At 33.3% G+C, this 25,440-nt stretch carries 30 protein-coding genes and 3 pseudogenes; 15 read left to right on the top strand and 18 right to left on the bottom strand.

What is annotated here, in order from left to right; all coding sequences use genetic code 11:
• Window positions 1-12 precede the first annotated feature (12 nt).
• Entirely contained in the window at window positions 13-870 is an 858-nt protein-coding gene (locus MKY70_RS05320; RefSeq protein WP_241875470.1) for a CheR family methyltransferase, read from the top strand.
• 39 nt (window positions 871-909) lie between these two features.
• Here the strand turns inward: MKY70_RS05320 and MKY70_RS05315 are convergent, their stop codons facing one another.
• From MKY70_RS05315 to rsbV, 5 genes are all read right to left on the bottom strand, one after another.
• Entirely contained in the window at window positions 910-2,052 is a 1,143-nt protein-coding gene (locus tag MKY70_RS05315; RefSeq protein WP_341023577.1) for a fused response regulator/phosphatase, read from the bottom strand.
• A gap of 173 nt (window positions 2,053-2,225) precedes the next feature.
• Entirely contained in the window at window positions 2,226-2,666 is a 441-nt protein-coding gene (locus MKY70_RS05310) for a ferritin-like domain-containing protein (RefSeq protein WP_000017756.1), read from the bottom strand.
• 70 nt (window positions 2,667-2,736) lie between these two features.
• Window positions 2,737-3,513, bottom strand: coding sequence for an RNA polymerase sigma factor SigB (gene sigB, locus MKY70_RS05305; protein ID WP_341023576.1), 777 nt, complete (start codon window positions 3,511-3,513; stop codon window positions 2,737-2,739).
• Window positions 3,476-3,958: an anti-sigma B factor RsbW gene (rsbW, locus tag MKY70_RS05300; RefSeq protein ID WP_341023574.1), complete on the bottom strand. Its 483-nt coding sequence runs from the start codon at window positions 3,956-3,958 to the stop codon at window positions 3,476-3,478. Before rsbW ends, sigB begins: the two co-directional genes overlap by 38 nt.
• A 6-nt stretch (window positions 3,959-3,964) precedes the next feature.
• On the bottom strand, window positions 3,965-4,303 hold the full coding sequence (gene rsbV, locus MKY70_RS05295; protein ID WP_002011067.1) for an anti sigma b factor antagonist RsbV: 339 nt from the start codon (window positions 4,301-4,303) through the stop codon (window positions 3,965-3,967).
• 196 nt (window positions 4,304-4,499) lie between these two features.
• Between rsbV and MKY70_RS05290 the strand changes: the two genes are divergently transcribed.
• Window positions 4,500-4,700, top strand: coding sequence for a methyltransferase (locus MKY70_RS05290; RefSeq protein WP_107887136.1), 201 nt, complete (start codon window positions 4,500-4,502; stop codon window positions 4,698-4,700).
• 163 nt (window positions 4,701-4,863) lie between these two features.
• Here the strand turns inward: MKY70_RS05290 and MKY70_RS05285 are convergent, their stop codons facing one another.
• The 3 genes from MKY70_RS05285 to MKY70_RS05275 all read right to left on the bottom strand — a co-directional run bounded on the left by MKY70_RS05285 (window position 4,864) and on the right by MKY70_RS05275 (window position 5,830).
• Window positions 4,864-5,115, bottom strand: coding sequence for a GlsB/YeaQ/YmgE family stress response membrane protein (locus MKY70_RS05285; RefSeq protein ID WP_000522906.1), 252 nt, complete (start codon window positions 5,113-5,115; stop codon window positions 4,864-4,866).
• 74 nt (window positions 5,116-5,189) lie between these two features.
• Window positions 5,190-5,390, bottom strand: a complete 201-nt coding sequence (locus MKY70_RS05280) for a CsbD family protein (RefSeq protein ID WP_000004264.1) — start codon at window positions 5,388-5,390, stop codon at window positions 5,190-5,192.
• Between the two features lie 50 nt (window positions 5,391-5,440).
• Entirely contained in the window at window positions 5,441-5,830 is a 390-nt protein-coding gene (locus MKY70_RS05275; protein ID WP_000448809.1) for a general stress protein, read from the bottom strand.
• Window positions 5,831-6,103: 273 nt separating this feature from the next.
• Between MKY70_RS05275 and MKY70_RS05270 the strand changes: the two genes are divergently transcribed.
• Window positions 6,104-6,574, top strand: coding sequence for a hypothetical protein (locus tag MKY70_RS05270; RefSeq protein WP_341023570.1), 471 nt, complete (start codon window positions 6,104-6,106; stop codon window positions 6,572-6,574).
• 370 nt (window positions 6,575-6,944) lie between these two features.
• Here MKY70_RS05270 and MKY70_RS05265 read toward each other — a convergent pair whose 3' ends face one another.
• On the bottom strand, window positions 6,945-8,171 hold the full coding sequence (locus MKY70_RS05265) for a phospholipase D-like domain-containing protein (protein WP_341023569.1): 1,227 nt from the start codon (window positions 8,169-8,171) through the stop codon (window positions 6,945-6,947).
• A gap of 209 nt (window positions 8,172-8,380) precedes the next feature.
• On the opposite strand from MKY70_RS05265, the gene MKY70_RS05260 reads away from it, so the two are divergent.
• The 5 genes and pseudogenes from MKY70_RS05260 (at window position 8,381) to MKY70_RS05240 (ending at window position 10,630) form a co-directional block, all read left to right on the top strand.
• Entirely contained in the window at window positions 8,381-8,581 is a 201-nt protein-coding gene (locus MKY70_RS05260) for a DUF1657 domain-containing protein (RefSeq protein ID WP_088030966.1), read from the top strand.
• Window positions 8,582-8,695: 114 nt separating this feature from the next.
• Window positions 8,696-8,929, top strand: a pseudogene (locus tag MKY70_RS05255) (DDE-type integrase/transposase/recombinase); the annotation flags it as partial.
• 92 nt (window positions 8,930-9,021) lie between these two features.
• Entirely contained in the window at window positions 9,022-9,231 is a 210-nt protein-coding gene (locus MKY70_RS05250) for a glycine zipper domain-containing protein (protein ID WP_000764047.1), read from the top strand.
• Between the two features lie 435 nt (window positions 9,232-9,666).
• Window positions 9,667-9,876 (top strand): annotated as a pseudogene (locus tag MKY70_RS05245) (hypothetical protein).
• Window positions 9,877-10,354: 478 nt separating this feature from the next.
• Window positions 10,355-10,630: a hypothetical protein gene (locus tag MKY70_RS05240; RefSeq protein WP_113733930.1), complete on the top strand. Its 276-nt coding sequence runs from the start codon at window positions 10,355-10,357 to the stop codon at window positions 10,628-10,630.
• A 67-nt stretch (window positions 10,631-10,697) separates the two neighbouring features.
• Here the strand turns inward: MKY70_RS05240 and MKY70_RS05235 are convergent, their stop codons facing one another.
• The 5 genes from MKY70_RS05235 to MKY70_RS05215 all read right to left on the bottom strand — a co-directional run bounded on the left by MKY70_RS05235 (window position 10,698) and on the right by MKY70_RS05215 (window position 13,979).
• The gene (locus MKY70_RS05235; RefSeq protein WP_088031430.1) at window positions 10,698-10,931 is read right to left on the bottom strand and encodes a YuzF family protein; all 234 of its coding nucleotides are present in this window, start codon (window positions 10,929-10,931) and stop codon (window positions 10,698-10,700) included.
• Between the two features lie 238 nt (window positions 10,932-11,169).
• Window positions 11,170-11,403, bottom strand: coding sequence for a hypothetical protein (locus MKY70_RS05230; RefSeq protein ID WP_088031431.1), 234 nt, complete (start codon window positions 11,401-11,403; stop codon window positions 11,170-11,172).
• Between the two features lie 297 nt (window positions 11,404-11,700).
• Window positions 11,701-11,847, bottom strand: coding sequence for a BC1881 family protein (locus MKY70_RS05225; RefSeq protein WP_000738551.1), 147 nt, complete (start codon window positions 11,845-11,847; stop codon window positions 11,701-11,703).
• Window positions 11,848-12,391: 544 nt separating this feature from the next.
• Window positions 12,392-12,853, bottom strand: a complete 462-nt coding sequence (locus MKY70_RS05220) for a CarD family transcriptional regulator (RefSeq protein ID WP_002166152.1) — start codon at window positions 12,851-12,853, stop codon at window positions 12,392-12,394.
• Window positions 12,854-13,070: 217 nt separating this feature from the next.
• The gene (locus MKY70_RS05215) at window positions 13,071-13,979 is read right to left on the bottom strand and encodes an acyl-ACP desaturase (protein ID WP_088030760.1); all 909 of its coding nucleotides are present in this window, start codon (window positions 13,977-13,979) and stop codon (window positions 13,071-13,073) included.
• 575 nt (window positions 13,980-14,554) lie between these two features.
• Between MKY70_RS05215 and MKY70_RS05210 the strand changes: the two genes are divergently transcribed.
• From MKY70_RS05210 to MKY70_RS05190, 5 genes are all read left to right on the top strand, one after another.
• Window positions 14,555-14,854, top strand: a complete 300-nt coding sequence (locus tag MKY70_RS05210; protein WP_341023564.1) for a hypothetical protein — start codon at window positions 14,555-14,557, stop codon at window positions 14,852-14,854.
• Between the two features lie 642 nt (window positions 14,855-15,496).
• Window positions 15,497-16,264: a polysaccharide deacetylase family protein gene (locus MKY70_RS05205; protein ID WP_088032069.1), complete on the top strand. Its 768-nt coding sequence runs from the start codon at window positions 15,497-15,499 to the stop codon at window positions 16,262-16,264.
• A 489-nt stretch (window positions 16,265-16,753) separates the two neighbouring features.
• Window positions 16,754-17,230, top strand: coding sequence for a YsnF/AvaK domain-containing protein (locus MKY70_RS05200; protein ID WP_088035509.1), 477 nt, complete (start codon window positions 16,754-16,756; stop codon window positions 17,228-17,230).
• A gap of 78 nt (window positions 17,231-17,308) precedes the next feature.
• Window positions 17,309-17,839, top strand: coding sequence for a YsnF/AvaK domain-containing protein (locus tag MKY70_RS05195; RefSeq protein ID WP_088035507.1), 531 nt, complete (start codon window positions 17,309-17,311; stop codon window positions 17,837-17,839).
• A gap of 427 nt (window positions 17,840-18,266) precedes the next feature.
• Window positions 18,267-19,697 carry an IS4 family transposase gene (locus MKY70_RS05190; protein ID WP_341023561.1) on the top strand — a complete coding sequence of 477 codons (1,431 nt, stop codon included), beginning with the start codon at window positions 18,267-18,269 and terminating at the stop codon, window positions 19,695-19,697.
• Between the two features lie 222 nt (window positions 19,698-19,919).
• On the opposite strand, the gene MKY70_RS05185 is transcribed toward MKY70_RS05190, so the two are convergent.
• From MKY70_RS05185 to MKY70_RS05170, 4 genes are all read right to left on the bottom strand, one after another.
• Entirely contained in the window at window positions 19,920-20,531 is a 612-nt protein-coding gene (locus MKY70_RS05185; RefSeq protein ID WP_341023559.1) for a DUF2812 domain-containing protein, read from the bottom strand.
• Between the two features lie 16 nt (window positions 20,532-20,547).
• Window positions 20,548-20,862, bottom strand: coding sequence for a PadR family transcriptional regulator (locus tag MKY70_RS05180; RefSeq protein ID WP_001078071.1), 315 nt, complete (start codon window positions 20,860-20,862; stop codon window positions 20,548-20,550).
• 159 nt (window positions 20,863-21,021) lie between these two features.
• Window positions 21,022-21,666, bottom strand: a complete 645-nt coding sequence (locus tag MKY70_RS05175) for a hypothetical protein (RefSeq protein WP_341023557.1) — start codon at window positions 21,664-21,666, stop codon at window positions 21,022-21,024.
• Between the two features lie 122 nt (window positions 21,667-21,788).
• On the bottom strand, window positions 21,789-23,528 hold the full coding sequence (locus tag MKY70_RS05170) for an S-layer homology domain-containing protein (RefSeq protein WP_341023555.1): 1,740 nt from the start codon (window positions 23,526-23,528) through the stop codon (window positions 21,789-21,791).
• Window positions 23,529-24,218: 690 nt separating this feature from the next.
• Here MKY70_RS05170 and MKY70_RS30765 point away from each other — a divergent pair.
• Both MKY70_RS30765 and MKY70_RS05160 read left to right on the top strand, forming a co-directional pair.
• Window positions 24,219-24,422 (top strand): annotated as a pseudogene (locus MKY70_RS30765) (hypothetical protein); the annotation flags it as partial.
• Window positions 24,423-24,510: 88 nt separating this feature from the next.
• A complete protein-coding gene (locus MKY70_RS05160) occupies window positions 24,511-25,341 on the top strand; it encodes a VanW family protein (RefSeq protein ID WP_002087231.1) in 831 nt (276 codons plus the stop codon).
• Window positions 25,342-25,440: the final 99 nt, after the last annotated feature.

The following is a 25,440-nucleotide window of genomic DNA, read 5'->3' as shown; positions in this document are numbered from 1 at the left end:
GGTTTAATTTAAGTGGAAAATAAGTATTATAATTTTGATCCATCCGTAGATATGGATAAGCGCACGAACTTAGAAATTGAATTACTATTGGAAGCGGTATTTAAACTATCTGGCTTCGATTTTCGCCAATATGCTCGCACATCTATTTATAGAAGAATTTGTAATCGAATGCAGCTCTCTAATATCCCAACCATTTCAAAAGTAATTGAAAAAGTAATTCATGAGGAAGGGTTTTTAGAACAGTTATTAAATGATTTCTCCATTAATGTAACTGAAATGTTCCGTAACCCTACTTTTTTTAAAGCGTTAAGAGAGCATGTTATTCCTGAATTAAAAAAGTATCCTGAAATTAGAATTTGGCATGCTGGATGCGCAACCGGTGAAGAAGTATTATCAATGTCCATCTTACTTCACGAAGAAGGATTAAGTGAAAAAGCTGTTATTTACGCAACAGATATGAATACAAATGTTTTAGAAAAAGCAAAACAAGGCATCCTTCCGTTAAATAAAATGCAAACTTATACGAAAAACTATTTACAAGCTGGCGGTACACAAGCATTTTCTAACTATTATTCAACGGATAATCGTTTTGCTTATTTTAATCCATCACTTTTACAAAACATTATTTTTGCACAGCATAATTTAGTAACCGATCAATCTTTTAACGAATTTCATATTATACTTTGTCGTAACGTTTTAATTTACTTTACAAGTAAACTTCAAAACCAAGTACAACAACTATTTTATGAAAGTTTAAGTAACAACGGATTCCTATCTTTAGGTAATAAGGAAACCCTCCGTTTCTCAGATATAATGCCGCATTATATCCAATTTAATCCTAACGAACAAATCTATCAAAAAATACATTAAAAAGGGTATGAAATCCTATGTTTGGATTTCATACCCTTTTTATTTCGCAGTAGTTTGTATCATGATTACACACATATCATCTGATTGTGTTTTTTTCTGTTCTTCCGTATAAAACCCTTCCATTTCCCCTTCTAAATTTCCCCATTTTCTTTCTGTAAAAGTACGCAACTTTTCTTCAGACTCAAATTCATCATTTGCAATTGATTCAAGGACACCATCTGTAAACAATAATATTTGAGCGTTTTTCTCAAAAGGTATGACTGTCTTCTCAACTTTTATTTCATCAAAAAATCCTACCGCACAACTCCCGCGATTTAGTTCCACTACATTCTCTTCATCAACTAAAACGTATCCAGAAGGATGTCCTGCATTTACATATTCAATTGTTCTATTTTCTGTATTCACTACTAAGTATATTGCTGTAAAATAATATGGAATATTATCATTGTCATTATGTAAAAGAGTCATATATTTATTTAAGTCTTTAATGACAAGTTCTGGATCGATTAAACATTTAATCGTTTCACGTAATACAGAAGAAATAAACATACAAACTAATGAAGCAGATATACCATGTCCCATCACATCTAATAATATAATACCGTAGCGGTTTTCATCGATTTTATACCAATAATACATATCTCCAGCTAGTTTGAATGAAGGTAAGTAACTTGCTTCAATTTTTATATGATCTTCTCTTAATGGGCTACTTAATAAGTTTCTTTGTACTTGTGTAGCTAAATCTAATTCATTACGAAGATTTTCCTCTTGTTCTTTATGCCAATTTAATTCCGATTTCAAGCGTAATGCCACACGCATACGAGCTAACAATTCAACTTTATTTATAGGTTTCGTAATATAATCCATTGCGCCTATATCAAGCGCTTCAGCTAATTTATTCGCATCTTCTAAAGCTGTTACAAAAATAATAGGTATATCTTTAAACTTCTCCTCTTTTTGTAATCGCCTACAAACTTCAAGTCCATCAATTTCAGGCATCATGATATCTAATAGGATTAAATCTATTTCATTATGCCTGGAAGAATCTTTTCCAAAATGGATGTATTCGAAAAGCTCTTGTGCAGAATTAAGCGATACAAGATCCTGATATCCGGCTTGTTTTAAAATTTTTTCAATTACAAAGATGTTAACCGGATTATCATCGACAATTAAAATGGACACAAGTTATTTCCCCTTTTCTTATTTAAAATGTAAATCTATTATCATTTTCTATTTTTCTAGTATTGCATACTCAGTTATAAAATAAAAATTTCCTACTCATACGTATTTATACAGCAAAAGAACAAACCCCCTAGAAATGAGAGTTTGTTCTTTCACTCTATAAATTTCCACTTTTAATTTAACACCATTGCTTTGTCATTTAAAAGGCGATCTAATTCTTCCATATGATTTGTTTCATCTGCGATCATATCTTCTAACTTTACAACTAACTCTGTCATATTTAATTTCGCTGCCTGTTCTTTTCTCGTTTCATAACGCTTAATTGTTTCATATTCTGATTGTCTAGCGTATTCTAACATTTCTCTAACATCTTCTACTTGTTTCACTGGTAAAGGGATCGTAGTAGGTGTACCACCTAGCGTCTTAATTTTCTCCGCTAAATATAGGGCATGTCCTTGTTCATCACTAATTTCAGATTCAAAGAAAGGTTTTAACACTTGTCTATATATACCAGAAACCGTAGCTGCATTATGGTTATACATAATAATTGCCGAGTATTCTCCTGCTAAATCTTCATTCAATCCTTCGATTAGTTCTTTCACATCGTGTGACATTTTAATATCTCCTCCTATACTTAATAACTACCCCTTTTCTCATGTTTTAAACATAATTATTTTAAATTTTTTATGTATCTAAAAACGCCGCTTGCTTCAATTTACTTATCGCTTGTCTTTTAATACGAGAAACGTGCATTTGTGAAATACCTAACCGCTCTCCTGTATCCTTTTGATTTAAATTTTCTCCAAATATATAATGAATAACACTCTTTTCCGTATCATTTAATACGTTAAAAATATCATCTAAAACGAGACGTCTTTCTGTCTGTTCATATCCTTGCTCTACTTCACCTACAGATTCAATTCTCGCTACCGAACTTCCATCAGATGAATTTTCAACTACATCATCTAAGGAAGATACTTGATAATTATTTTTAGCATCCATAATTTCTAGAACTTCCTCTTCGGATAGTCCTAAATGATTCGCAATCTCTATAATCTTCGGTGAACGTTTTAGGTGATCTGTTAGCTCCTCTATCGCAAGTTTAATTTTCCCGCCTAAATCTTTAATTCGCCTTGGAACATGAACGCCCCAAGTTTTATCACGTAAATACTTCTTTATTTCCCCTACTATCGTAGGTATTGCAAACGGTTCAAAAGCATTCCCTATCGAATAATCATACCTTCTTATTGCGCCTAAGAGCCCTAACATCCCTACTTGTATAATATCCTCATGCATCGGCCCACCTTTTGAATAGCGGTATGCAATGGAATATACGAGATTTTTATAGTGATTAACCAACCTTTCCTGCGCTTCATCACATTGGTTTTGTTGGAATTCTGCAATTAGTTTAATAACGTCTTCTTTAGTAAGATTTGTAGGTTGAGATTGGATTTCCATCATTCTCCACCTGCTCTCTTTGTATATATTTTGTCATTAAAACTGTCATGCCCTCATCATGCATAATTTGTATATCATCCATTAACGTATTTATTAAATATAAACCTAAACCATTTTCCGGCAAATGTTCTACTGGTTTATTAATATCATACGGACCAACTTTACTTTTTAAGTTATTAAAATTAAAGCTAACCCCATTATCCGCAACCATAATTTCTAATCGATTTTCATATAGACCAAAGACAATTATAATTTCTCCAACGTCTTCTTTATATGCATGTTGTACAATATTTGTACATGCTTCACTAATAGCAATTTTCATATCTTCTATATCGTCATAAGCAAAGCCCATTCGATTCGCAACACCAGCCATTGTTAAGCGAATAATAGCCACATATTCTGCTTTTGCAGGAATTTTCATTTCTATCGTTTCAAATTTCTCCATCATCCCTAGTCACCTTCTTTCTACTTTTTCAAAATCGGAATTCAAATTTAATATTTCTGTTAACCCTGTAATATCAAATAATCTTTTTAGTCTTTTAGATACACCAATAAACTCTAGTTTTCCATCATTTTTCTTAATTGCTTTTAATAGAGCTATAAAAACGCCTAACCCTGTACTATCCATATAATCTACCTTATTAAAATCTACTACTATATAAACCTCTTTCTCACTTGCAATAGGCATTACCTTATTTTTTAAATCTGATGCCGTATACGCATCAATCTCACCATTAAGTTGTACTGTATAACCTAAATCATTTTGCAAAATATTTATTGCCAAATTCATCATTTCCGCCCCCTTATCTCAAACTACTACTATTTAATTACCCATAAAAATTAGTTTTAAACATATTTTTTCATTTTAATTACAAAAAAATTTTCTACACCTTTCTCAGCTTAACACTAAAAAAATACTACCAAATGTTTAAACCTTATAAATTTGTGTATGTATAATGTATAAACATTATTTTTAGGGGGATCTATCTATGGAAGAGCACAACTTTAAAAAGGGAGATTTTGTTCAATTTTCTTATCGACACGATCATGCTACAAAATTAATTGGTTCCATTATTAATATACTAACGAATACAATTGTAGTTGATATAGGTAATAGCGAGGACTTATCTCATATAGAACCAAGGCAGGTCGTAAGAATAAATAATTGTAAAAAAGTAACGATAGCTTAATATGTAATCTCAATCAGTGGGGCCATCCTCACTGATTCCTATGTAAAATACATTAAAAAAGCATCCAAATTATTTTAATTGGATGCTTTTTTATGTATTTTTATCAGTTTATTAACTTTATAGCTACATATAATAAACTTAAGATTACTATTCATTATCATACTTACGCTTTCCGTAGCATTCTAGAAAAGAATGTAACGATTAAAATAAAGACGATTGCACCTAATAAAGCTGGAAGAATAAAGATGCCTCCCCATTCAGGGCCCCAGTGACCAAATAAGGCACTACCTACCCAAGATCCGATTAATCCAGCAATAACATTACCAACTATACCTAAAGGAAAGTCTTTTCCTGTAATCATTCCAGCTAACATACCAATAAGTCCACCTACAATACACGTAATAATAAGTCCCACAATTAGACCTCCTATATATTTTTATAATGGATTTATCAAGCTTTGGCGTTTAACCAAAGCTTGATAAACATGTATTATTCTTTGTTATCCAATCCATCACTTATCTTTTGTTTCACTTTTCCGACTTTTTCTTTTACAGTTCCCTTCGTCTTCTCCCACTTCCCTTCATTTTTCAACTCTCTATCTTCTGTAACTTCACCAATTCCTTCTTTTACTTGCCCCTTTTTCTTTTCAACTTTACCAGTAATTTGTTCTTTTAGCCCGCTCTCACTCATATTTCCAATCTCCTTTTCGTAATAGATTTGTAGATTTAAAGAGTATGAATTTAAATAGAATACGTGCATCTTCTTTCTTGTAACCATTCACCGACTCTTTCTAAATCCTTAACGAATAACAAGATTTTCCCTTCATCCAGTTTTTCTTCATAAAAGTTAGCTTCTTCCTCATTAAGTCCTAATTCTTGCATCTTATTTCTTAACTGATCTCCTGTTTTTTGAAAAACATTAATAATACTTGTCCCAAGTCCCTCTTCTTTTATTCCAATTGTATTCACGTCTGCATTGTCTGCGATTCTATCTGTCCTTTCTTTCTCATGTGTTAATACGTAAATATCTTTTTGGTCGATTCCTTTCTTCACTAGATCATTCGCCGCATTCATGACCTCTTTCTCCGTAATAAATTCATATACAAAAGGTTTACTATACTTCGTTTCCATCTTTAACTTCCTCCTCTAAAATGAATTATTTGTTATATTATATGTAATACACCCATTTTCGAAATGTTAAACATAAAATATGAAAAAAATTATGTGAATTTTGATTTTGATAGAGAATGAACCGCATATTTTTCATATATACGCTTCATATTATTCATACGAACATCATTAAAACTAGTAAACATGTCTCCCTATGATTTACAAAATTATCTCCTTACAATAACTACCTAAAATAACAGAAAATTGTTATAATTAAGCGTAAGGAGGGATACTATGAAAAAAATCATATCTATATGCGCTCTAAGTGTTCTATCTTTCACTTTAATAGGTTGTACAAGCACTTCTACTACAAACAATACTCCAACAACTAAGCAAGAAAATACGAAAAATACCATTCAATTAAACTCTGCAGACATTACCAACATTGAGATGCTTAGTACAACAAGTAATACTAGTTCCAAATCTCAAACAGATAACGAGGAAATGATACAATCAATCGCTTCAGCAGTCCAAAACGGAACACCAAAAACAATCACAATAGATCAAAAAAAGAGAGAATCTGCACATTCTACTATTACCGTTACATATAAAGATGACGCAAAAGAAGAGTTTCTTGTATGGGTTGATAATAAGGAGAAAATTACGATTGCTAAAGATGAGAAGAAAGATAAAGTAGAAGCTGTGACGGTGAATATTAAAGGCGCTAAGATAATGAAGGATTTTTTTAAAAATGATAAAACATAAAAGAATCCCCATCAACTTAAGGATTCAAAATTAGCACAAAATTTTGTTCAGAAACACTATAAAATTTCAGCCTAATAGGTAAGTGGCGAGACCGTATATTATTAAACTTAAAATGTTCCAAGTCGAAGGAAGACACCTTATAAGGTGTCTTTTCTTCATGAAAAAATCCCCGTGCTCAACAAAAAATACAATAAGCTGCCCATATGGACAGCTTATTGTATTTTTGCTTAGCGTGGTTTTTTTGATGCATGTTGATCGTTTTTATCGTTTTGGAGTAACTCGTCCTTGTTAGCTTGATGGATATGGGGTATTTGCATTTCTTATCTTGATGGCAATGTAAAAATATCCCTAATATAAAAATACTTTGTCTTTACAAATAATACTCAAACATTTTTGCAACCTTTTCTTTCATTTTTTCTTTTATAGATAATTGATTGACGTCAGAGGATGTTACTTGCTTTGAATTTTGTAAGTCTGCATTAATCACTGGTTTTATTCTCGAAATATAGATAGGGTCATGAATATAACAGTTCATTTCTTCATTTAAATGAAACGAGCGTGAATCAAAATTCACGGTCCCAACCATCAATACTTTTTCATCAATCAAAAATACTTTACCGTGTAACACCCCATTTTTATAACCATATACTTCCATCCCCTGTTTTAATGCTTTTCGGATATATGGATATGCTGCTTCTTTAACTAATAGTGCATCCGAATGAGGTGAGAATAGAATTTTGACACTGACTCCCCTCTTTCTTGCATCTACTAATGCGTTCCAAATAGTTCTGTCTTTTGGTATAAAATAAGGTGTTAATATAATGATGGATTCTTTTGCTTGTTGAAACAGCATTGCATAATCTTGCCCAAGTTTTTCTCCACTATAATATGCAGTAAATCGTTGCGAGGTTGCTCCCTTTTCCTTTAACGCATTGTGTATCGGAATCGGTTTCTCTGAGTTTTTATTCCAGTCTAATACAAATTGGTGTTCTAAATCTTGAACTCCTTCTCCTCGTATTTGAAGATGATAATCTCTCCAATAACCAAGTTTTTCTTTTTCTCCCAAATACTTCTTTCCGATGTTGAATCCGCCAATGTAACCAACCTTTCCATCAATAACTGAAATACGACGATGATTCCGATGATCCAAAGAAGAAAAAAGATAAGGGAAAACAGGTTTATTGTAATATGTAAAATGAACTCCTTTTTTAACTAATAATTCTCTTTCCTTTTTCTTTAGTAAAATTCCACCTAACCTGTCCACTGCATAGTATACTTCTACACCTTCCTGACTTTTTTTTCGCAATAGCTCTAGAAACTGATGACTTACTTTATCATCAGCAATAGAAAAAAAGTTAATATGCACGTAATGCTTTGCTTTCTCTATATCTGAGAATAATTGATTGTTTAACTGTTTCCCATCTGTATACATAGTAATATCACTTTGACGCATAGGGTATTGACTAGAATTCTGGCTAAATACCCCATTTTTTTCGGCTATTGTTCTGTCAATTTCCCCCCAACCAAACAGAACTAAACATCCACCGATAAATAAAAAGAGGAATACTCGGAAAATTCTTCCTATCTTTTTCAGCATATTTAATCTCCTTTATATATTATCGTTTTATTTCTGTTAGTTTTTGTTATTGGGACAAAACTATTCCATACATCTATTAGCTAAAAATTCTCCTTTGAATGATTAACTATAAAATTTCTCATTCGCACATCCCTAAAATTGGAAATCGTATTATGATAACAAAATAGGCATTCTATATTTTGAAGTACATTTACAAGGAGGAATACTACATGACAGTAAGTACTAAACTTAAACAAACTATCGCTGGATTAAAGGGTGCTCAAGCATGCCTAGAAGGATTTGTTCTTGATACTGATAACAAGCAAGCAAAACAATTATATAAAGGTGCAGCACAACAAACTCAAGAAATTATTGAATCTTTAAATCCTCGTCTTCAACAAATTGAACATGAAGAGCCTCAGTACAAGTAATAACATAATACCTTTCACATAGAATATCGTCCCCATGGAAGAGTGCCCAGCTTAAATAACGATTATCATAATGCTGATTACGATTAAAGGGTATCGCCATATGCCCATCAACTTAAGAAACGGAATACACAATCTGCGTATGCTTTTATGAAACGACTCGTTCAAACTTTTGGAGAACCAACGGTTCTGACAACAGATAAGGCCCTTTCTTTACTTTGTTCACTCAAAAAATTAAAGGTGAATGACTTTTATAAAAGTACTACTCATTCTACAATCAAACATTTCAATAATTACATAGAACAAGATCATCGCTATGTAAAGCGCCGGTTTGCTAAATCCTCAGGGTTCTAACACTTCGCATAAATCTGTCCTTATAGGTCAAAATATGTAAGGTATTGTGCTGGAATGCACTTGCCTATTCTAAATAAGGAGTGAGATGAGTGGCTGATAAAAACGAACGTAACCGTGTTGATAATGATACTGGCGAAGCGGTAGGAACTGGTGTCGGTGCTGTCGCTGGAGCTGCTTTGGGTTCTGTTCTTGGTCCACTTGGTACCGTTGCAGGAGCTGTTGCAGGAGGAGCGATGGGTAACAAAGTCGGCGAAGGTGCCGATGAGGCTAATGACAGTGTTGCGAACCGAGAAGATTAGACTTTAACCAAAGTGACACTAAATGAATTGGATTCCCAAAAAGGGAGTCCTTTTTTTTATTAAGTTAATTCAGCTTTTTTAGGTAAATTCCCAGTAAGATTTTGAATCAATTCACTTAAAGTAACGTGTGCGTTAGTTCAACAAGCTATAAGCAGCAATCATAATCATTTTCTTAGTCTTCCGCAATCGGGCGCTATTGCTGAATAAACCTTAGATTATCAATCGACTTTATTGTTATATTTTTGAGTACAGTGAAGTATCTTATATCGGAAATTAAACAACTATATTTTAACCCCGTCCTAAATTTAGAACGGGGTTATGCTTGTTTTAGCTTTTCAAATTTAATAGCACCACCTAAATGGAAGTTTTATCTCGAAACGAAGAGGTAACTCCAATTCTAAAAGAAGGGCCTGAAGTGTTTTGGAGTTTGTAGAGTTGATAGATGCTTTAAAATATGTTTCACCAAGTCGTGATAAACCTTTTAAAGCTTATAAGCATATTACTGAAAATTGGGATGATAACTGGGATAGTGTAAATTCACAGTGGAAAAATATAATTGGATGATTATCAATTTCTAGTGTCCAAGGTGAAGCATTCAAGGAAGTTACTAGTACCATAGAAGGTTTCTTTAAGGAACAGGAATGACTTAATAGTCATTCCTGTTTGTTTTTTTGCGGTATCAAGTTAAGAAGCACATTCTTCCCCAAAAATCATAAAAATGAACTTCGGTGCTATAAAAAAATTCCATTTAGGGGGTACTTTAAAATCTTAGCTTGATGGCAATGGGGTACCGCCACATCGCTATCAAGCTAACAAAATAAAATACCCCTTAAAATGAAAAAATACGCTTTCTTTCTGTAGACTTATAGGAAAGGATGGCGTTTTTTTTACACTTGGGGGTAAAGCAAATTCTTAAGTTGATGGGCATGGGGTCACCATATCAAAAAAAGAAAATTGTACGTTTAGACATAATTTAGACACATTTTATCCGGTTCCCTGTACGTTAAGGAATTAGTTTGTATATTTGAGGAGATGTACGAGACAGATGTGAATTTAGGGGAATCCAATATTTTCTATTCAAATATGATAGAATGGAAATATATACAAAATGGAGGAAAAACAAATGAACTCAAACACAAAACAGTTTATTAATGATATCCAGCAAAGAAAGAACAATTATTTAGAAAATGTATTAATAGCAATACAACACCCTAAAAAAGAACAATCTGAACAGGTCATTCAAAATATAGTAGAGAAGATGGATATGATGATTAGTCTAGTTACTACGTACATGAGGATTGAATCAGGATCTACGGAAGAATTAACAGAACTTCAGAAAGAAATTATTCATGCTCAAGCATATATTCAAAAACGAAAACTTGAAGAAACACAGAGATAAAACCCTGTGTTTTTATTGGGTCGTCTATGACGCCAATCTGTTATAAATTAAATTAGATGTAATTTAATTATTGTTTTGGCATAATCCATACAATTTGTTGAATGCGTACAATATATGGCACCGTATCTTCAATGAGTAAATGATCTGGTTTCACATCTTTTAACTTTCCTCTTACATTACCTCTTACAGTTTCAATAACCACCTGTTTACCAATTACTGATTGTAATGTCTGATATACGTAGGGATTGGGTGCACTTACCATATGTTGTTCACTCAAGTCATTTCCTTCCGAATAACTCATTCTATAAGACTCCTTTCTAACTTGCATTCTTTCTCCCAATATATGATATAAATCTTATAAATATGCTAGAAGGATAATTCATTATAGGAATGGAAATAACATTTTAATAAGGTACGGTTTCTATTTCTAAATTGCTAAAAAATTATTTATATAAAGTTACTTTTACTAGTTAATAGGTGATGATATATGGATATTTTGAATGTACATTCAGGTTGTTCTTTTCAAGATATGTGTCATTTTAAATACGCCCTTTGTTAGCATACTGCTCATACTTTTTCTGAGATTCTTTCGTAATACGTGCGTTAAGTAAAATTGCTAACAATAAAAACACTCCATATTTTCCTCCTGTAGCTCCTATGATAATCACACTACTACAAACAAGTATAATTAATAGGATAAACGAAACTAAATAAATACGATCATAATTCTTTGACATCTTCTCGTATTTTATGCGTTCTTTCCTTGCATCCATCTAAATTCCTCCTTTACATTATCCATTTCACTCTCAAATAAATCTTGCCCTTAAAAAGGCAACAATCTATCGTTTCAAATAATCAGTTTGTTTTTTTATCAACTAATGTATATAACGTAAAAAGAAATCCTACCAATATTAAGCTTTCCACCATGATAATCCCGACCCTCTCCTTCCTTTTAACCCCAACACATCAGATAAAAGTTATGTATATCCCATATTAGCTGTAGCAAACAAACAGGATCTTCCCTCCTCTTAAAGGTTGATCCTTTTCTTCTTTCATTCAACTATTTTTAGCTATTCTTGATTAATTAGAATAACAGCTGGTCCATCTACACGAATTCCACCAACTTCAATTTTTTCATAAGACTCAACTGTAATAGAAATGACGCCTTCTCGCTTCTTTAATTCATTACTTAATTCTTTTGTTAACATTTTTTTCATTTGTGCACTCCTTCTTACTGCTTAATTTACTATTGTTATGTAAATGAAATTAAAAATGGTTTCCTGGTCTAGAAACCATTTTTGTAGTTGACCATATGGTGTTACCAGTTCGTTTATTAATTTTACGTAAAGAAGATAAATAATTATTATTCACTGTCTCAGTAGATGTAAGGAACTCTTAAAGATAGCAGTGAGATTGATTGTTTTTTCTTCTAGAAATAATGACTTAGATAGTATATTACCTAAAACAATGAAAGCCCTACCTCTCTTTCATCCTTACGGCTCCTTGTCCGTGCCAGTGTGAATCAGGATTGCAAAATCAAGTGACTATTTAATCGAGTTATTTGATGAAACTTCGAACGTTCGTAAAAGAAATTTAAAAATAAAAATGGATTAGATTGAAGTAATAACAAAAGAGGTTCCTACTCTAAAAGTGAGTTAAAGAAGTTGAATGTCTTTGAAATGATTTACTTTTAATAATCATCATATTCCCGAAAAATTCAGGATATTTTCGGGGGATGTAATACATTATCTATAATGAATCTTAACAGAAACTTTTTATTTGATTTTCAGTGATTCCTTTAATTAATCCTAGTTCACTAATCAAAAATTCATGTGCGTTATCCAACATTTTTTTTTCGCTTGTATTAAGTGCCTTTTCTTTCTTCATACGCATTAAATCACGTACAACTTCAGCACCTTCTTGTATTTCACCCGTTTTTATTTTGTCCGTGTTCACTTTATACCTTTGTTTCCACGGCAATAATTTATCTGATTCTCCATGCTGAAAAATTTGTATAATGTGTTTTAATGCAAGTATATCAGTAACTGGGCGTATACTCGAACTTAATATTTTCCCCATAGGAATCATGACTTGCATATTACTGATCGACATTTTTATAACATAATACTGTTGTTTTTTTCCTGAGAATTCTTTTTCTTCTATGGCTTCAATTATACCTGCTCCGTGCATTGGATAAACAATGTTATCGCCAATTTGAAACATATAATCCACCTCCATATATGGTAACTTTCTTAACCTTAACATATATGTTATTTTTTATCAAACTTTTTATAATATCATAAAATCATTTTTATCGTCAACTACTTTTTTAAAAAAAATTAAATTCAGTAAAAAACACCCCAAAAACAATAGGGGGTGTTTCAGATTTCCCATAAAGGGCAGGGGAATTACCCCGCTTATATTCTGAAATCTCCACTCATTAACGTAGATCAGCTTTCCCTTGAAAACGACCAAATCGATCCCGTATTTTTTTCAATCTTGTGTGGTATTCCAAAATCTCAATTCTTGCTTTTTCAGCTAAAGGTGCAATTGGTCGTAAGTCTTTTAACCCCCAATAATCAACCACTACATCAAGTACTTGATCAAAATATTGTAGTGGTCCATAATTCGCTTCTTTTGCAATCACAGCCATCCTATTTTCAAAATCAGGCATGACGGCACCTGGCATTTTAAAATTCTTAATCACATTGGCAATATGATAGCAATAATTGGGTTCCAATTCCAAATGTATTCGAATCACGTCTCGATAAAACGCATAATGAAGAGTTTCATCTTTTGCAAGACGGCGTAATAATGTAGCAAGATCTGGATCATGCTTACTTGCAACCTTAGCAACATTATTGTAAAACACCATCGTTGCAAGCTCTTGTAGCGTCGTATACGTCATGGCTTCGATTGGTGTATGAAAATCTGGCTCAAATCCACCCTCAACGACTGACTTTCTTAATTCATGTATTCGTTTAGGATTCACACTTCGAGTGAGTAGTAAATATGTCTCCAATAAATTCGAATGTTGATCCTCTTCTGAAGTCCATGTGTGAATAAAGTCCGTAATAACAGAAAGGGATCCTTTAAAAGTTGCAGATAAATACGTTGTAAACCATGGTAAATTCACTTCTGTTAATAAAGCTGTTTCAATGGCTGTAATTACACCAGAAGGAAGAGTAACTTGACTTTCATCCCAAGGAACTCTTTTAAAGTCCATTCCCTTATCCCATGGTAAAAACTCATGATAACCCCAGTCTATCTTCTGCGCTCTTATTTTATGTTGTTCATACAGTTCTTTTAAACGTGGTTCTAATCGGAAATCTAAATCATTTGTTAGCATCTATAAGTGCCCCCTTTTCTTATCATATAAATAGTCATTCTATTTTTACTCTTAAAATTTTCTACAAATAAATATTACGTTCCTTTTTTAAAGTCAAACATAATAAATTTGTAACAAAATTCTTTAAGAGCGCTTTATTTCTATATGATTTTTTCATATCAAAAGGGTTTTGAGGCATACGATATGTTGCTTATTAGCCTAAATAAAAAAACTATCCTCAGTAAATAGAGAATAACATTCATGGATGAAGATACTCGTCATGTTGTAAATCTTGGTGATTGTAAAAAGATGCATGCCCATAATGAATCGTTTTATAATAAAGATTGATAAACAATTAATCTTTCATGCATTTTCGCTACTTTCTAATTTTGTTATTTTTAGTAAAAACTGAAAAGAGTAATGATATTTTGTACACACTAACAACTTATTTAGATGTAAAATCCAAGATGTTAGATTAACCGCTTGAAAAATATATACAGTTGATGAGATAGCCCTAACAAGATCACTGTACATTGGCTATGATGGGGTTATTTACACGGTTAGACCGTGCACAAAGGGAAGAGGAGGCGATAAATATGCAGTCAACGGAAGCGCATATGAAGGAAAAACAGCGTAGAGAAAAAATAGAAATAATATTTAGTCACAGGGTAAAAGGAGAAAGTTATTTTCACGGTTCCTCCTATCGATGGAAAAACATTGTATACCAAAATTATAATAGGATACAACAAAAAGAGTTGAAAATTGAACAACTCATTTTAAAAATGGAAAAAGAAGGGATTCATTTTACGCAGCACCGTTCACTCATACACTATCCCGTCATTGATTTTGTAAAATATATAGCTAAGGTTTATAAGGAAACCCTCGAACTACAATAATCATGATTATATGTTCAAAATAAATAATCATATTCAAAGGAAACCTTTATAAAAAGTTTATTTTCGAAACTTTGTTAACAAAAAGCTCAAAACTCATTATAATATTCTTTTTATTCTCAATACTCTTCACCTTTGTTATAATAACCATAACGTATTTTAGTCGTTTGTATATCTTCAGATTTTGTGAATTTTATTACACAAAAAGACAACTCTTAATTAGAGTTGTCTTTTATTTTTTCTCGATATACATAATACTATTCTGGTGCAAAAACTCCAAGATTCTTACAACCAGATAAAAAGTAGGATTTCTCATAGGGGTCACCATATCAAAAAAAGAAAATTGTACGTTTAGACACAATTTTAGATAATCCCCCTGTACGTTAAGTTGTGGCAACCGAGATATGATAAAATGTTTAATCAAAAATGTAGAGGATTTACAATATGAGAAGTGTGCCATTAAAGGAGAGTGTATACGATGAATATCGTCAATATAAAATTGAACCCTCAACTGAGGAGACCATGATATTTCTAACCTTCAACCCATGTCACTTTCCTCTCTCCACTTTTTTAATTTCTTATTAAATAATTTGATAATAACTCCATAAACTAAACGTACTTGTATCTCATAGGAGTGTATTATTCGTGAAAAAAAATTGGATAGTCCTCATTCTTTTAATCATTTCCTTTTGTTCCACACAAACACCCATATATGCTTTTACAGATAGTCGTAAGGCATATGAAAAAACAGGGAAGGTAATTTGGGAAGTAAACACAAAGGAAAAAATAGTTGCAATAACATTTGATGATGGGCCTCATCCTATTTTCACCCCTCAAATACTTGATATTTTAGCTAAATACAATGCGAAAGCAACCTTTTTCGTAGCAGGTAATAAAGTTAAAAGGTTTCCTGCTATTTTAAAAAGGCAAGTAAAAGAAGGACACGAAATTGCTAATCATACTTATAATCATATTTATGACAAAAATATTACCGCCGCTAAATTAACTGCCGAATTAGATCAAACGGATAAAATTATCAAGCAAATCACTGGCTATAAACCAACTCTCTATCGTCCAGTTGGAGGCCTTCACAATGATTTAATTATTAATACAGCTATACAGAATGGGAAACTTGTTATTCTATGGTCATGGCATCAGGATCCTCAGGATTGGAGAAATCCAGCAGCTAGCAAAATTTCTAGATATATAACAAAAGGGGTTAAACCCGGAAATATCATTCTACTCCATGATTGGAATGGGAGCGAATTTTCTCAGACATCTCAGACAGTTGAAGCATTAGAACGTATCATGAGATATTTATACAGAAACGATTATGAATGTGTAACAGTATCTGAAATGCTCTATCGTTCCATAAAAATAATTCCCTCCCCCTTTGATCCTTTTTATCAGTGAATCTAGGCTTATTTACGGAAATTTATGAGAATTTTCTAGAGGGGGTATCGCCACATGCCCATCAAGCTAAGAAAACAAGTCACCCCCAAAACGATAAATAAGCTTTTTCATTACAGGAAAGCCTAAAAATTTCGTTCTGATGGTGTAATAAAACCTTAGCTTGATAGCGATGTGACGGTACCCCTATAGGTAGTTACTTTGAGAAGTCAGCTCATTTTTTTCGTTTTAGGGCGTTTATTTTTCTTAAGTTGATGGGCATGTATGGTGACCCCTTATAGTACGATAGGGCACGTTAATCGAGGATGAAGGCATGAAGGCTAACGACTCTGATTTTTTTTAAATATCCCTAATAAAAAAATTGGATGTAAATACCAAATGGCTAAGTAAAGCCTTTTTAGAAACAAGCACCAAATCAAGCGCATATTTTCACTCACACAGGTAACATTAGTACTTGTAAGATCCAAACACATCCCTTAGGAGGTTTTCATCATGGGCTTTTTTGATTTATTTAACGAAGAAGGAACTCAAAAGGAAACTCGAAAAAAGGTACGTGAAATAGATCGCTCTGCCGATACAGAATTTGCAGCAGAAGACGTACATCTTGATCTTCGTGCTGAAGAATTGGAGATCGACAAACACCGTGTGGAGACTGGTGATGTGACGCTTCATAAGGACATTGTTGAGGAAGAACAATCAGTGAATGTCCCTGTTTTACATGATCAAGTCGTTATTGAACAAAGAGCCGTTGATCACGAACCAACAGATGAACCAATTACAGAAGAAGAAACGATTCACATTCCAGTAACTGCTGAAAAAATTGATGTAGAAAAGCATACGGTCGTCACTGGTGAAGTCTCTGCTCATAAACGTTCGGTTCAAGAAATAGAACAAGTACGCGACGTACTTCGTAAAGAAGTTGCAGATGTTGAATCGCATGGTAATACAGATATTATCAAAGAGGACTAATTGTGCCTACCTACTTAACTTCTAGTTAAGTAGGTTTCTTTCCATCCTCATATATAAAAAAGAACTTCAGGAGGTCCTATGGGAAAGTATATTACTATTGGTGTGATAATCGGTAGCATAATCGGTTGGGTAACAGGTTTTACAATCGTAACAGGACTCGTTATAGGAGCACTCGTAGGCGGTATTAGTTATACAATGAATTCGAGAAGGAACATCGACAAACCGACTAAAAAAACAAATGAAATTAAAGAAAAAACGCTTCAATTACGAGAAGAGCAACTGGAAATAAAAAAAAAACGAGTACAAATAGGGGAGGTAAAGGTTCATAAAGAAGTCGTCGAAGAACAGAAAACGTTCACTGTTCCTATTAAGCGTGAAGTATTAGTAATAGAAGCAGGAAATGAGGAGGAACTTCGAATTCCTCTGAAAGAAGAAGAAATTGAAATAAACAAACACCCCGTGCAAGTAAATAAAGTATTGGTTACAAAACGTCAAATAGAAGAAATAAAACAAATAAAGGAAAAGCTAAAAAAAGAAACAGCACAAGTTTACGTTACAGGTGATGATGCGGATGTCATAAAAAAGCCGCCTTCTGTAACAAAGGACTAAACCATTTCCCGCCTTATTCGGGTAGGATAGGTGAAGGCGCTAACCAATCCCTACTCCTTTTACGTAACCTTCGAGACCACCTTCGCCTCCAACAATCAACAGCGCTGCATTTGATAACACTATTGCAGTCAACTGCATCACAATCGAATGAGGAGGTAACTCATCAAACACAATCGAATGAACTTTTTCATGTTCTAGAGCCTCATCAGCCTACATAAGACCTCAAGATTTTCTGTTTTTTCTCTTTCAAAGAAGTGGTACCGTCTCCCCAATAGGAAGACAAAGATAATTTGTGGTGAAAATTCGCTAAATATCGCTTGATATGAGGTCTCGCCACATCACCATCAAGCTAAAGAGAAATTGTATCCATAAAACGAAAAAACGTTATTCTTTCTGTAGAATCATAGGAAAGGATGGCGTTTTTGATATGAACTTATCTATTTCTAATGAACTAGAATTGTTTTCTAAAGAGTTGCAGCGATATATGTCACCTGATGCTTTAGAGCAATTAGCTAAAAATGTAGGATTTGTGAAACGAAAAAGTAAATACCGCGCACAAGATTTAGTGGCCCTATGTATTTGGTTAAGTCGAAACATAGCCCATACTTCATTGACACAATTATGTAGTCAGTTAGAAGCTAACACAGGCATTTCTATGAGTCCAGAAGGACTCAATCAACGTTTTAATTCCCAGGCTGTTCTGTTTTTACAACAGCTCTTAGCATATTTACTTCACCAACAAGTTGGTTCTTCTAGCAAGATTCCAACTTTGTATACAAACTATTTTCGACGTATTCGTGTATTGGATTCTACACATTTTCAGATTCCAGATAAATTCACTTCTACATATCAAGGTTCAGGTGGTAGTGGTCAAAATGCTGGCGTGAAAATTCAACTAGAGTATGATTTACTAAGTGGTCAGTTTCTACATGTTCATGTAGGATCAGGAAAGCACAATGATAAAACGTATGGTTCTACTTGTTTAACGTCCCTTCAACCGAACGATGTATGTATACGTGATTTAGGATACTTCGATTTAAAAGACTTACATACGATAAAAGAGTGTAATGCTTATTTTATTTCAAGATTAAAGCTCAATACACGTATATATCAGAAGAATAAAGAGCCTGAATACTTTCAAAATGGAACAATAAAAAAGCACTCTGAGTACATCCAATTAGATATGGAGCAATTCATTGACCAATTACAGTCAGGTGAAACATATGAAATTCCTGAGATTTATATTGGAATGTATCAAAAGCTTCCTGCAAGACTAATTTTGTATAAATTAACTGAAACGCAAATGAAACGTAGACAAAAGGATTTAGCATCTAAAGAACACAAAAAGCAAATTACCTATAAAGAACGCAGTAAACTGCTTAGTGCGATTAACTTTTACATTACAAATATCCCTTCGGAATACCTACCAAAAGAACAAGTATACGATTTTTACTCTTTACGGTGGCAAATTGAACTTATCTTTAAAACATGGAAATCATTTTTTCGTATTCATCACTGTAATTCTGTAAAATTAGAACGATTAGAGTGTCATTTATACGGACAGTTAATTAGTATCCTCCTTTGTTCCTCCACTATGTTTCAAATGCGCCAATTACTCCTCACCAAGAAGAAACGAGAGTTGAGTGAATATAAAGCGATTTATATCATCAAAGATTATTTTCCACTTCTTTATCAAGCTTTACAAAAAGACACTCAAGAGATATCAAAGATACTACTTCGTTTGTTCAATCTTCTACAGAAAAATGGGCGAAAATCCCATAGGTATGAGAAGAAAACAGTCTTTGATATATTAGGTGTCGTTTACAATTGTACCATGTCTGATAATCAAGCGGCTTAATTCAAAAAAATGAAACCCGTTAGGGTTTATTTCGTATGCAAATCTTTAAATTCCTTACACATAACCTTTAGAAAAAAGAAACACTCTCTACTATAATTGACGTTGTATGAGCTTAGCTTGATAGCGATGGGGTAGTACCACATCCGCCATCAAGCTAACCAAGTACACCATTTACAAATTCAAAAGAATCCCCCTCAAAGCATCGGCTTTAAGGGGATCCTCTTAGTATTTTCTCTCTTCATACAATCGATTTGCTTTATATGAGAAAAAGAAAAACATACCAATCATAACTGGGATAAATAGCCCTGCAATTCCTCTCATTAATGCAAATGGCGTTTCAAATAAGAATGATCCTAAAAATGCTGCGCCTTGCTTATCCCATAACCCCGGTGTAAAGTACAGTTCTCTTGGATTTATAATCGCTCCTATATTAACCGTATTATTAAACATAAATAGGATTAACAGCGGCAAATAACATATCGCCAATTCTAAAAATGTCTTAGATAGACGCTTGTACTTCCCTGCTCGTGACATTTGATCTGAAAAAATGTCATCTTCACTTTCCTCATCTACCTTTTTAAAATATTGCGTGCCTGACCACCAATTACCGGCTATATGCTTCCAGCCACTATCTTCAAATAACGTACAGTAATTAATAAAATCTTTTCTTCTATTAAATATTCTATGATCTATTTTAATTGTCGCATCTTCCGGTTCTGCGATTCTAAATTTATAACCGAATGTATTACTTTTTAGTTGATGGCCTTTCCAAGCCATCTCTTCTAACCATTTTTCCTCTTTCTCAAAGTCTAAAAAGAATTTCAATCTCCACATCTTCGCTTCCCCCTAACTATACATTTAATAAGCTTTTTGTAACCCCAATAATGTGCTGCATTCTCATAAAGTCTAAATGTAATACTTCTTTCCCGCGTTCAGTAATGACATACACTTTTCTTCGTTTATCTTCACTTTTTACGGATTCTATTAATTGTTGCTTTAATAAATTTTCAACCGCACCATATAATGTACCCGCCGCGATTTTCACTTGATGATTACTCAGTTCCTCCACCTTTTGCATAATTAAATATCCGTGTGCTGGCTCTAATAAAGCTAAAAGAACGTAATACGTTGTTTCCGTTAATGGTAAATTTTTATCTCTATTCATAAAGACCTCCAGTGTAACGATAAATATATAGCCAAACTATATAGTTCAACTGTATAGTTTCATTTTATACAGTTAGACTGTATATGTCAAATGTAGGTAAGTTATTTGATCCACAATAAATAAAAAACGCTACCTTTTTAAAAGATAGCGTTTTTAGTATTACCCCTGCTTATTCTTCGCCTTCATTTGCTCTTCATAAACAAACTTCACTGTCATAAAATCGTTAGGAAAATCTTTCAATGCCTTCTTCATCACATTTAATTCTTCTTGTGATTTGATTTCTACTCCATTTAAGAAGTCAAATGCTTTTGATTGCTCCTCAGCAACAAAGTTTTGCGTCATATAGTCATCTTGGAAGTCTTGCTTCGCCTTTTCTTTCACTTTATTCATTGCCTCTGTTTTATTTATACTTTTCACAGGATTTGCGAATGCATCCGTAGGCTGTTCTGTTTTAGGCTCTTCTTTCGTTTCCGGCTGTGGAGTTGGTGCTGGTTGCTCTGGTTGTTGTTTTGGCTGTTCTTGTTGAACTGGCTGCTGCGCTACTTGTTGCTCTTTTTTCGCTAATTCATCTTTTAACTTCTTAACTTGTGCATCAAGAGATTTATTTTCAGTTTCTAATGCACTCTTATCACCTTTTAACTTTTGCGTTTCTTCAAAATGCTCATCTACTAATTTATTATATTCTTTCTCAGTGTACATTCTTTCACTAGTTGATGCCGTCTTCCCTTTCGTAACAACTACATTAATAATTACAATTAAAACTACGATTCCTATTAACACAGCAAAAATCTTCTTTTTGCCCATTACTAATCCTCCAAAATGTAAAATTTTCAAAGTTATCATAACAGATGCAATTATGTTCCTTTGTCATATTATGTCGAATAAAAATAATAAAAAAGCATCTGAAATAGATGCTTTTTTCACTATCAATACATAAACGTAATCGTCACTAAAGAATATCCTTCTTTCGCATTATACGGCTCAGCTTTATAAGAAACACGGTTCGCTCCTTGCGGATAACCGATTTCTCCAATTACTTTTTTCACATCTTGCAATGCGCCATCCATTGATTGTTTATAAAGAATTTCAATCTTTGCTGACTTTGTGCTATAACGTTGCTGCATTTTATTTTTGAATTCATTATAGTTATTTGCGATATATTCATTTCCTAAATAATTTAACTTTGTATCTTTTAATATTTGCTGATATGCAGGTGTTTTCGTACCACCTGTCGCAATTTTATTTGTTAATGTACTATAATAGTTTGTAGTAGCCTGCGGATAGTCCACGCGGTTCCACTCATGATTTCTTGCGATTTGCTCATCTGATAAGTTGAAATATGAATACGTTACGCGGCCTTGTACATCTGGCACTGGATCATCAAATGTTGTATCAAGATGGTACCATTTGTTATCGATTTTCACTAAATTCCAAGCATGAGGCTGACCGTCTCCAGTTCCTACTACAAAATGATTCTCAATTCCAGCTTCTTTTAATAATTGATAGGTTAATAGTGTGTAACCTTGGCAAACGGCAGAACGATTCGCGAGTGCCTCATATGCTGTATACGCTTTATAAGACGTATCGTAAGAAACATGTTTTACAACATAATCATGAATCGCCTTCACTTTTTCATGATCATCCATCCCGACTTGAATAATAGAAGAAACGATCGCTTTCGCTTGTTTCATCACATATTCTGTTTGTTCTTTCGTTTCACGATATGTAATATTTAGCGTAAACGTATAATTCCCTGGCGATCCAGATAGTGAGTATGAAACATTCGATCTATTATAATTTGTATACTCATTTTTACTTGCGACTTCTTTATATGCGGTGAAAAGTGTATTCATCACTTCTTTTGTATTACTGTTTTTCGTTTTATATGGAAGTGTAATATTCGTTTCATACGTATTAATACGCGTTTGTACTTCATTTTTGAATGCTGCTAATAATGCCGCATCTCCTGTATCTTGCACCGCAACCTCAGGCTTTTTATATTTCAATGCATTATATAAAAACTGTGCATACTGTTCACGCGTTACCGTTTTAGCTGGTTCAAATTTCCCGTCTCCTGTACCAGATGCAATCCCGTTTGACTGCACCGCACTAATCGCATTTTCTGCCCAAAATCCATTTGGAACATCATTAAATGTATGTTTTTGTTTAGCTGAAACTTGGAACGCATTTTTAATAATTTGCGCCATTTCTGCGCGGCTAACAGAATCTTTCGGTCTAAAACCGCCATTTCCATCACCTTTAAAAATCCCCAATTTCGTTAACGTTAAAACCTCTTCCGGAAACATTGTAGAACCTGAGCGAATATCTCCATACGGATTATTTAAAGTAGACCCATCTTGTAATACATAACGAGCACCATGATTACTAAACGTACCGCCTTGCTTATTCGGTACTAACACACGATAAATTAAAGCTGCAACTTGCTCCCTCGTCGCAACATCACCAAAACCAAACTTTCCATTTCCATAGCCTGAAATAATATTTTTGCTCGCTAAGTCTTTAATCGCAGGATAGGACCAGTGCGATGTTGGTACATCAGAAAAAACGCCCGCTTCAGCAGCTTTCACATCACTGCCATTTGTATATAATAAAGCACCTCCAATAAGTGATAATGATGTAATTGATTTTAATAGTTTTATGTACATAATGCATTCTCCCAATACGTCTTCTATTTTTGTTATTTTTTGTCGAAAAATCTAAAAGAATATGACAAAACACATTATACAATTAAAACTTTTCGGAGGATATACTGAATTTCAAAATATGCAAAAATTCATATCACTATAGGGATTCATACTGATATTATGCTATTTTACTTGCGAATATATAAAGTGAAACTTTAATCAGTGGGGGTTTTGTTCATCCCCCACTGATTATTAGCCTTCACCAATCAGGCGTTTACGGGCAGTTGATCTCCCACCTAACTTCTTTGCTCCAGCCGCATTTTAAGGTGGGAGTTTTACTGCCCGTTAATGCGGGATAAATAAAAAGAAAAACACTAATGTAACATTGTAAATATACATATCGCTTTTTGAGCTTTTATTTCGCTAAAATGTAGCCTAAAAAACAATGCTATCTCCATTAAAATCACAATATAATCCTGAGAACATACCTTTTAACATGATTCATTGTAATTAACTTAACTTTTTATTTGCTAAGAAACTTTGCAACAGAACCTAGTAAAGTCTCAAAAAACAACTTATTATCAATCAATATTTAGTAAAAATATATTAATTCTTTAGAATTCCTTTAATTTTCATTATTCTTTGTTTAAGGTTATCCTTTATATTTATAATGTGTTTATTTGAATTTATCATATTGAGGCAGAGTTTCACATGACTATAAGCAATTCGAAAAATGGAAAAAACAAGGTCCCCATTAGATTAATTATACTGTTTTTTTGCGTCTTTTATCTATTTATGTTAATTACTATGCAGCTAAGAAAAGTACATTTCATTGATGGATATACATATAAGAATGTAGTTAAAAAACGAGAGAATGCGACAATTAATATTACAGTTCTGTGCGGGAAAACTTGGGTAAATTCAAAGGCATTAATACGACAATTGATTGGGATCGTAATTACGGAAATGGTAACATATGAAAACGATGGAGAGAGGAAATAAAATGAATTTAGTGAACTTACGTCCTAAACAGCGGTCTAAGTATCGCATTCTACTAGGGACATGGTATTACTCTACAAAGAGGTACATTCAGTGGTTAGCAGATGGAAAAACATATGCAAAAACGTTTCAACAAGAAAAGTTACCCTATACAGCGATTCAGCATCGAACGATACTACTTCGTAAGCTCAAAGATGTAGATATGTGGTATCAACAGAATAAAGTTGTTAATTTGAAGATTGCTATTAAACAACTAAATGGTATCGTCATTAGACCGGGAGAAACATTCTCTTACTGGCGTTTAATAGGTAAGCCTACGAGGAGAAAAGGGTATGTAGAGGGCATGATACTACACTATGGATCTTTTCAAGCAGGCATTGGAGGAGGGCTTTGTCAGCTTTCAAATTTAATATATTGGATGACCTTACATACACCATTGACAGTAACAGAGCGATATCGTCATAGTTTTGATGTCTTTCCTGATTCCAAGCGGACCCAACCATTTGGAAGTGGAGCGACTTGTTCTTATAATTATTTGGATTTACAAATCAAAAATGAAACGGACCAATCGTATCAACTTCACCTTTATATTACAGATAAGCATTTAGTCGGTGAGTGGAGAATTGCCCATCCGCAGCTTTATCAATATGAAGTATATGAAAAAGAACACTCAATCCAATCTGCATACTGGGGTGGTTATATACGACATAATGTTATTCAACGTAAAGTATATACTCAACAGAAACAGTTTATAGAAGACCAATATGTAACGGAGAATCACGCTATAATGATGTACGAACCACTATTAGCTTATAATAATGAGGAGGGTGAGTGAAGGTAACATTGGTGTATCAAGTATTTTTGTCTAGTAACACACTACATGCCTCTCTTCATATAATTAATAGGCACAACCCTTTTTGCAACATAACTTTTT

It is taken from the genome of Bacillus sp. FSL R9-9492 (assembly GCF_038007365.1).
In the GTDB taxonomy this organism is placed as follows: domain Bacteria; phylum Bacillota; class Bacilli; order Bacillales; family Bacillaceae_G; genus Bacillus_A; species Bacillus_A mycoides.
This window is presented reverse-complemented; position numbering and strand designations above follow the sequence as displayed.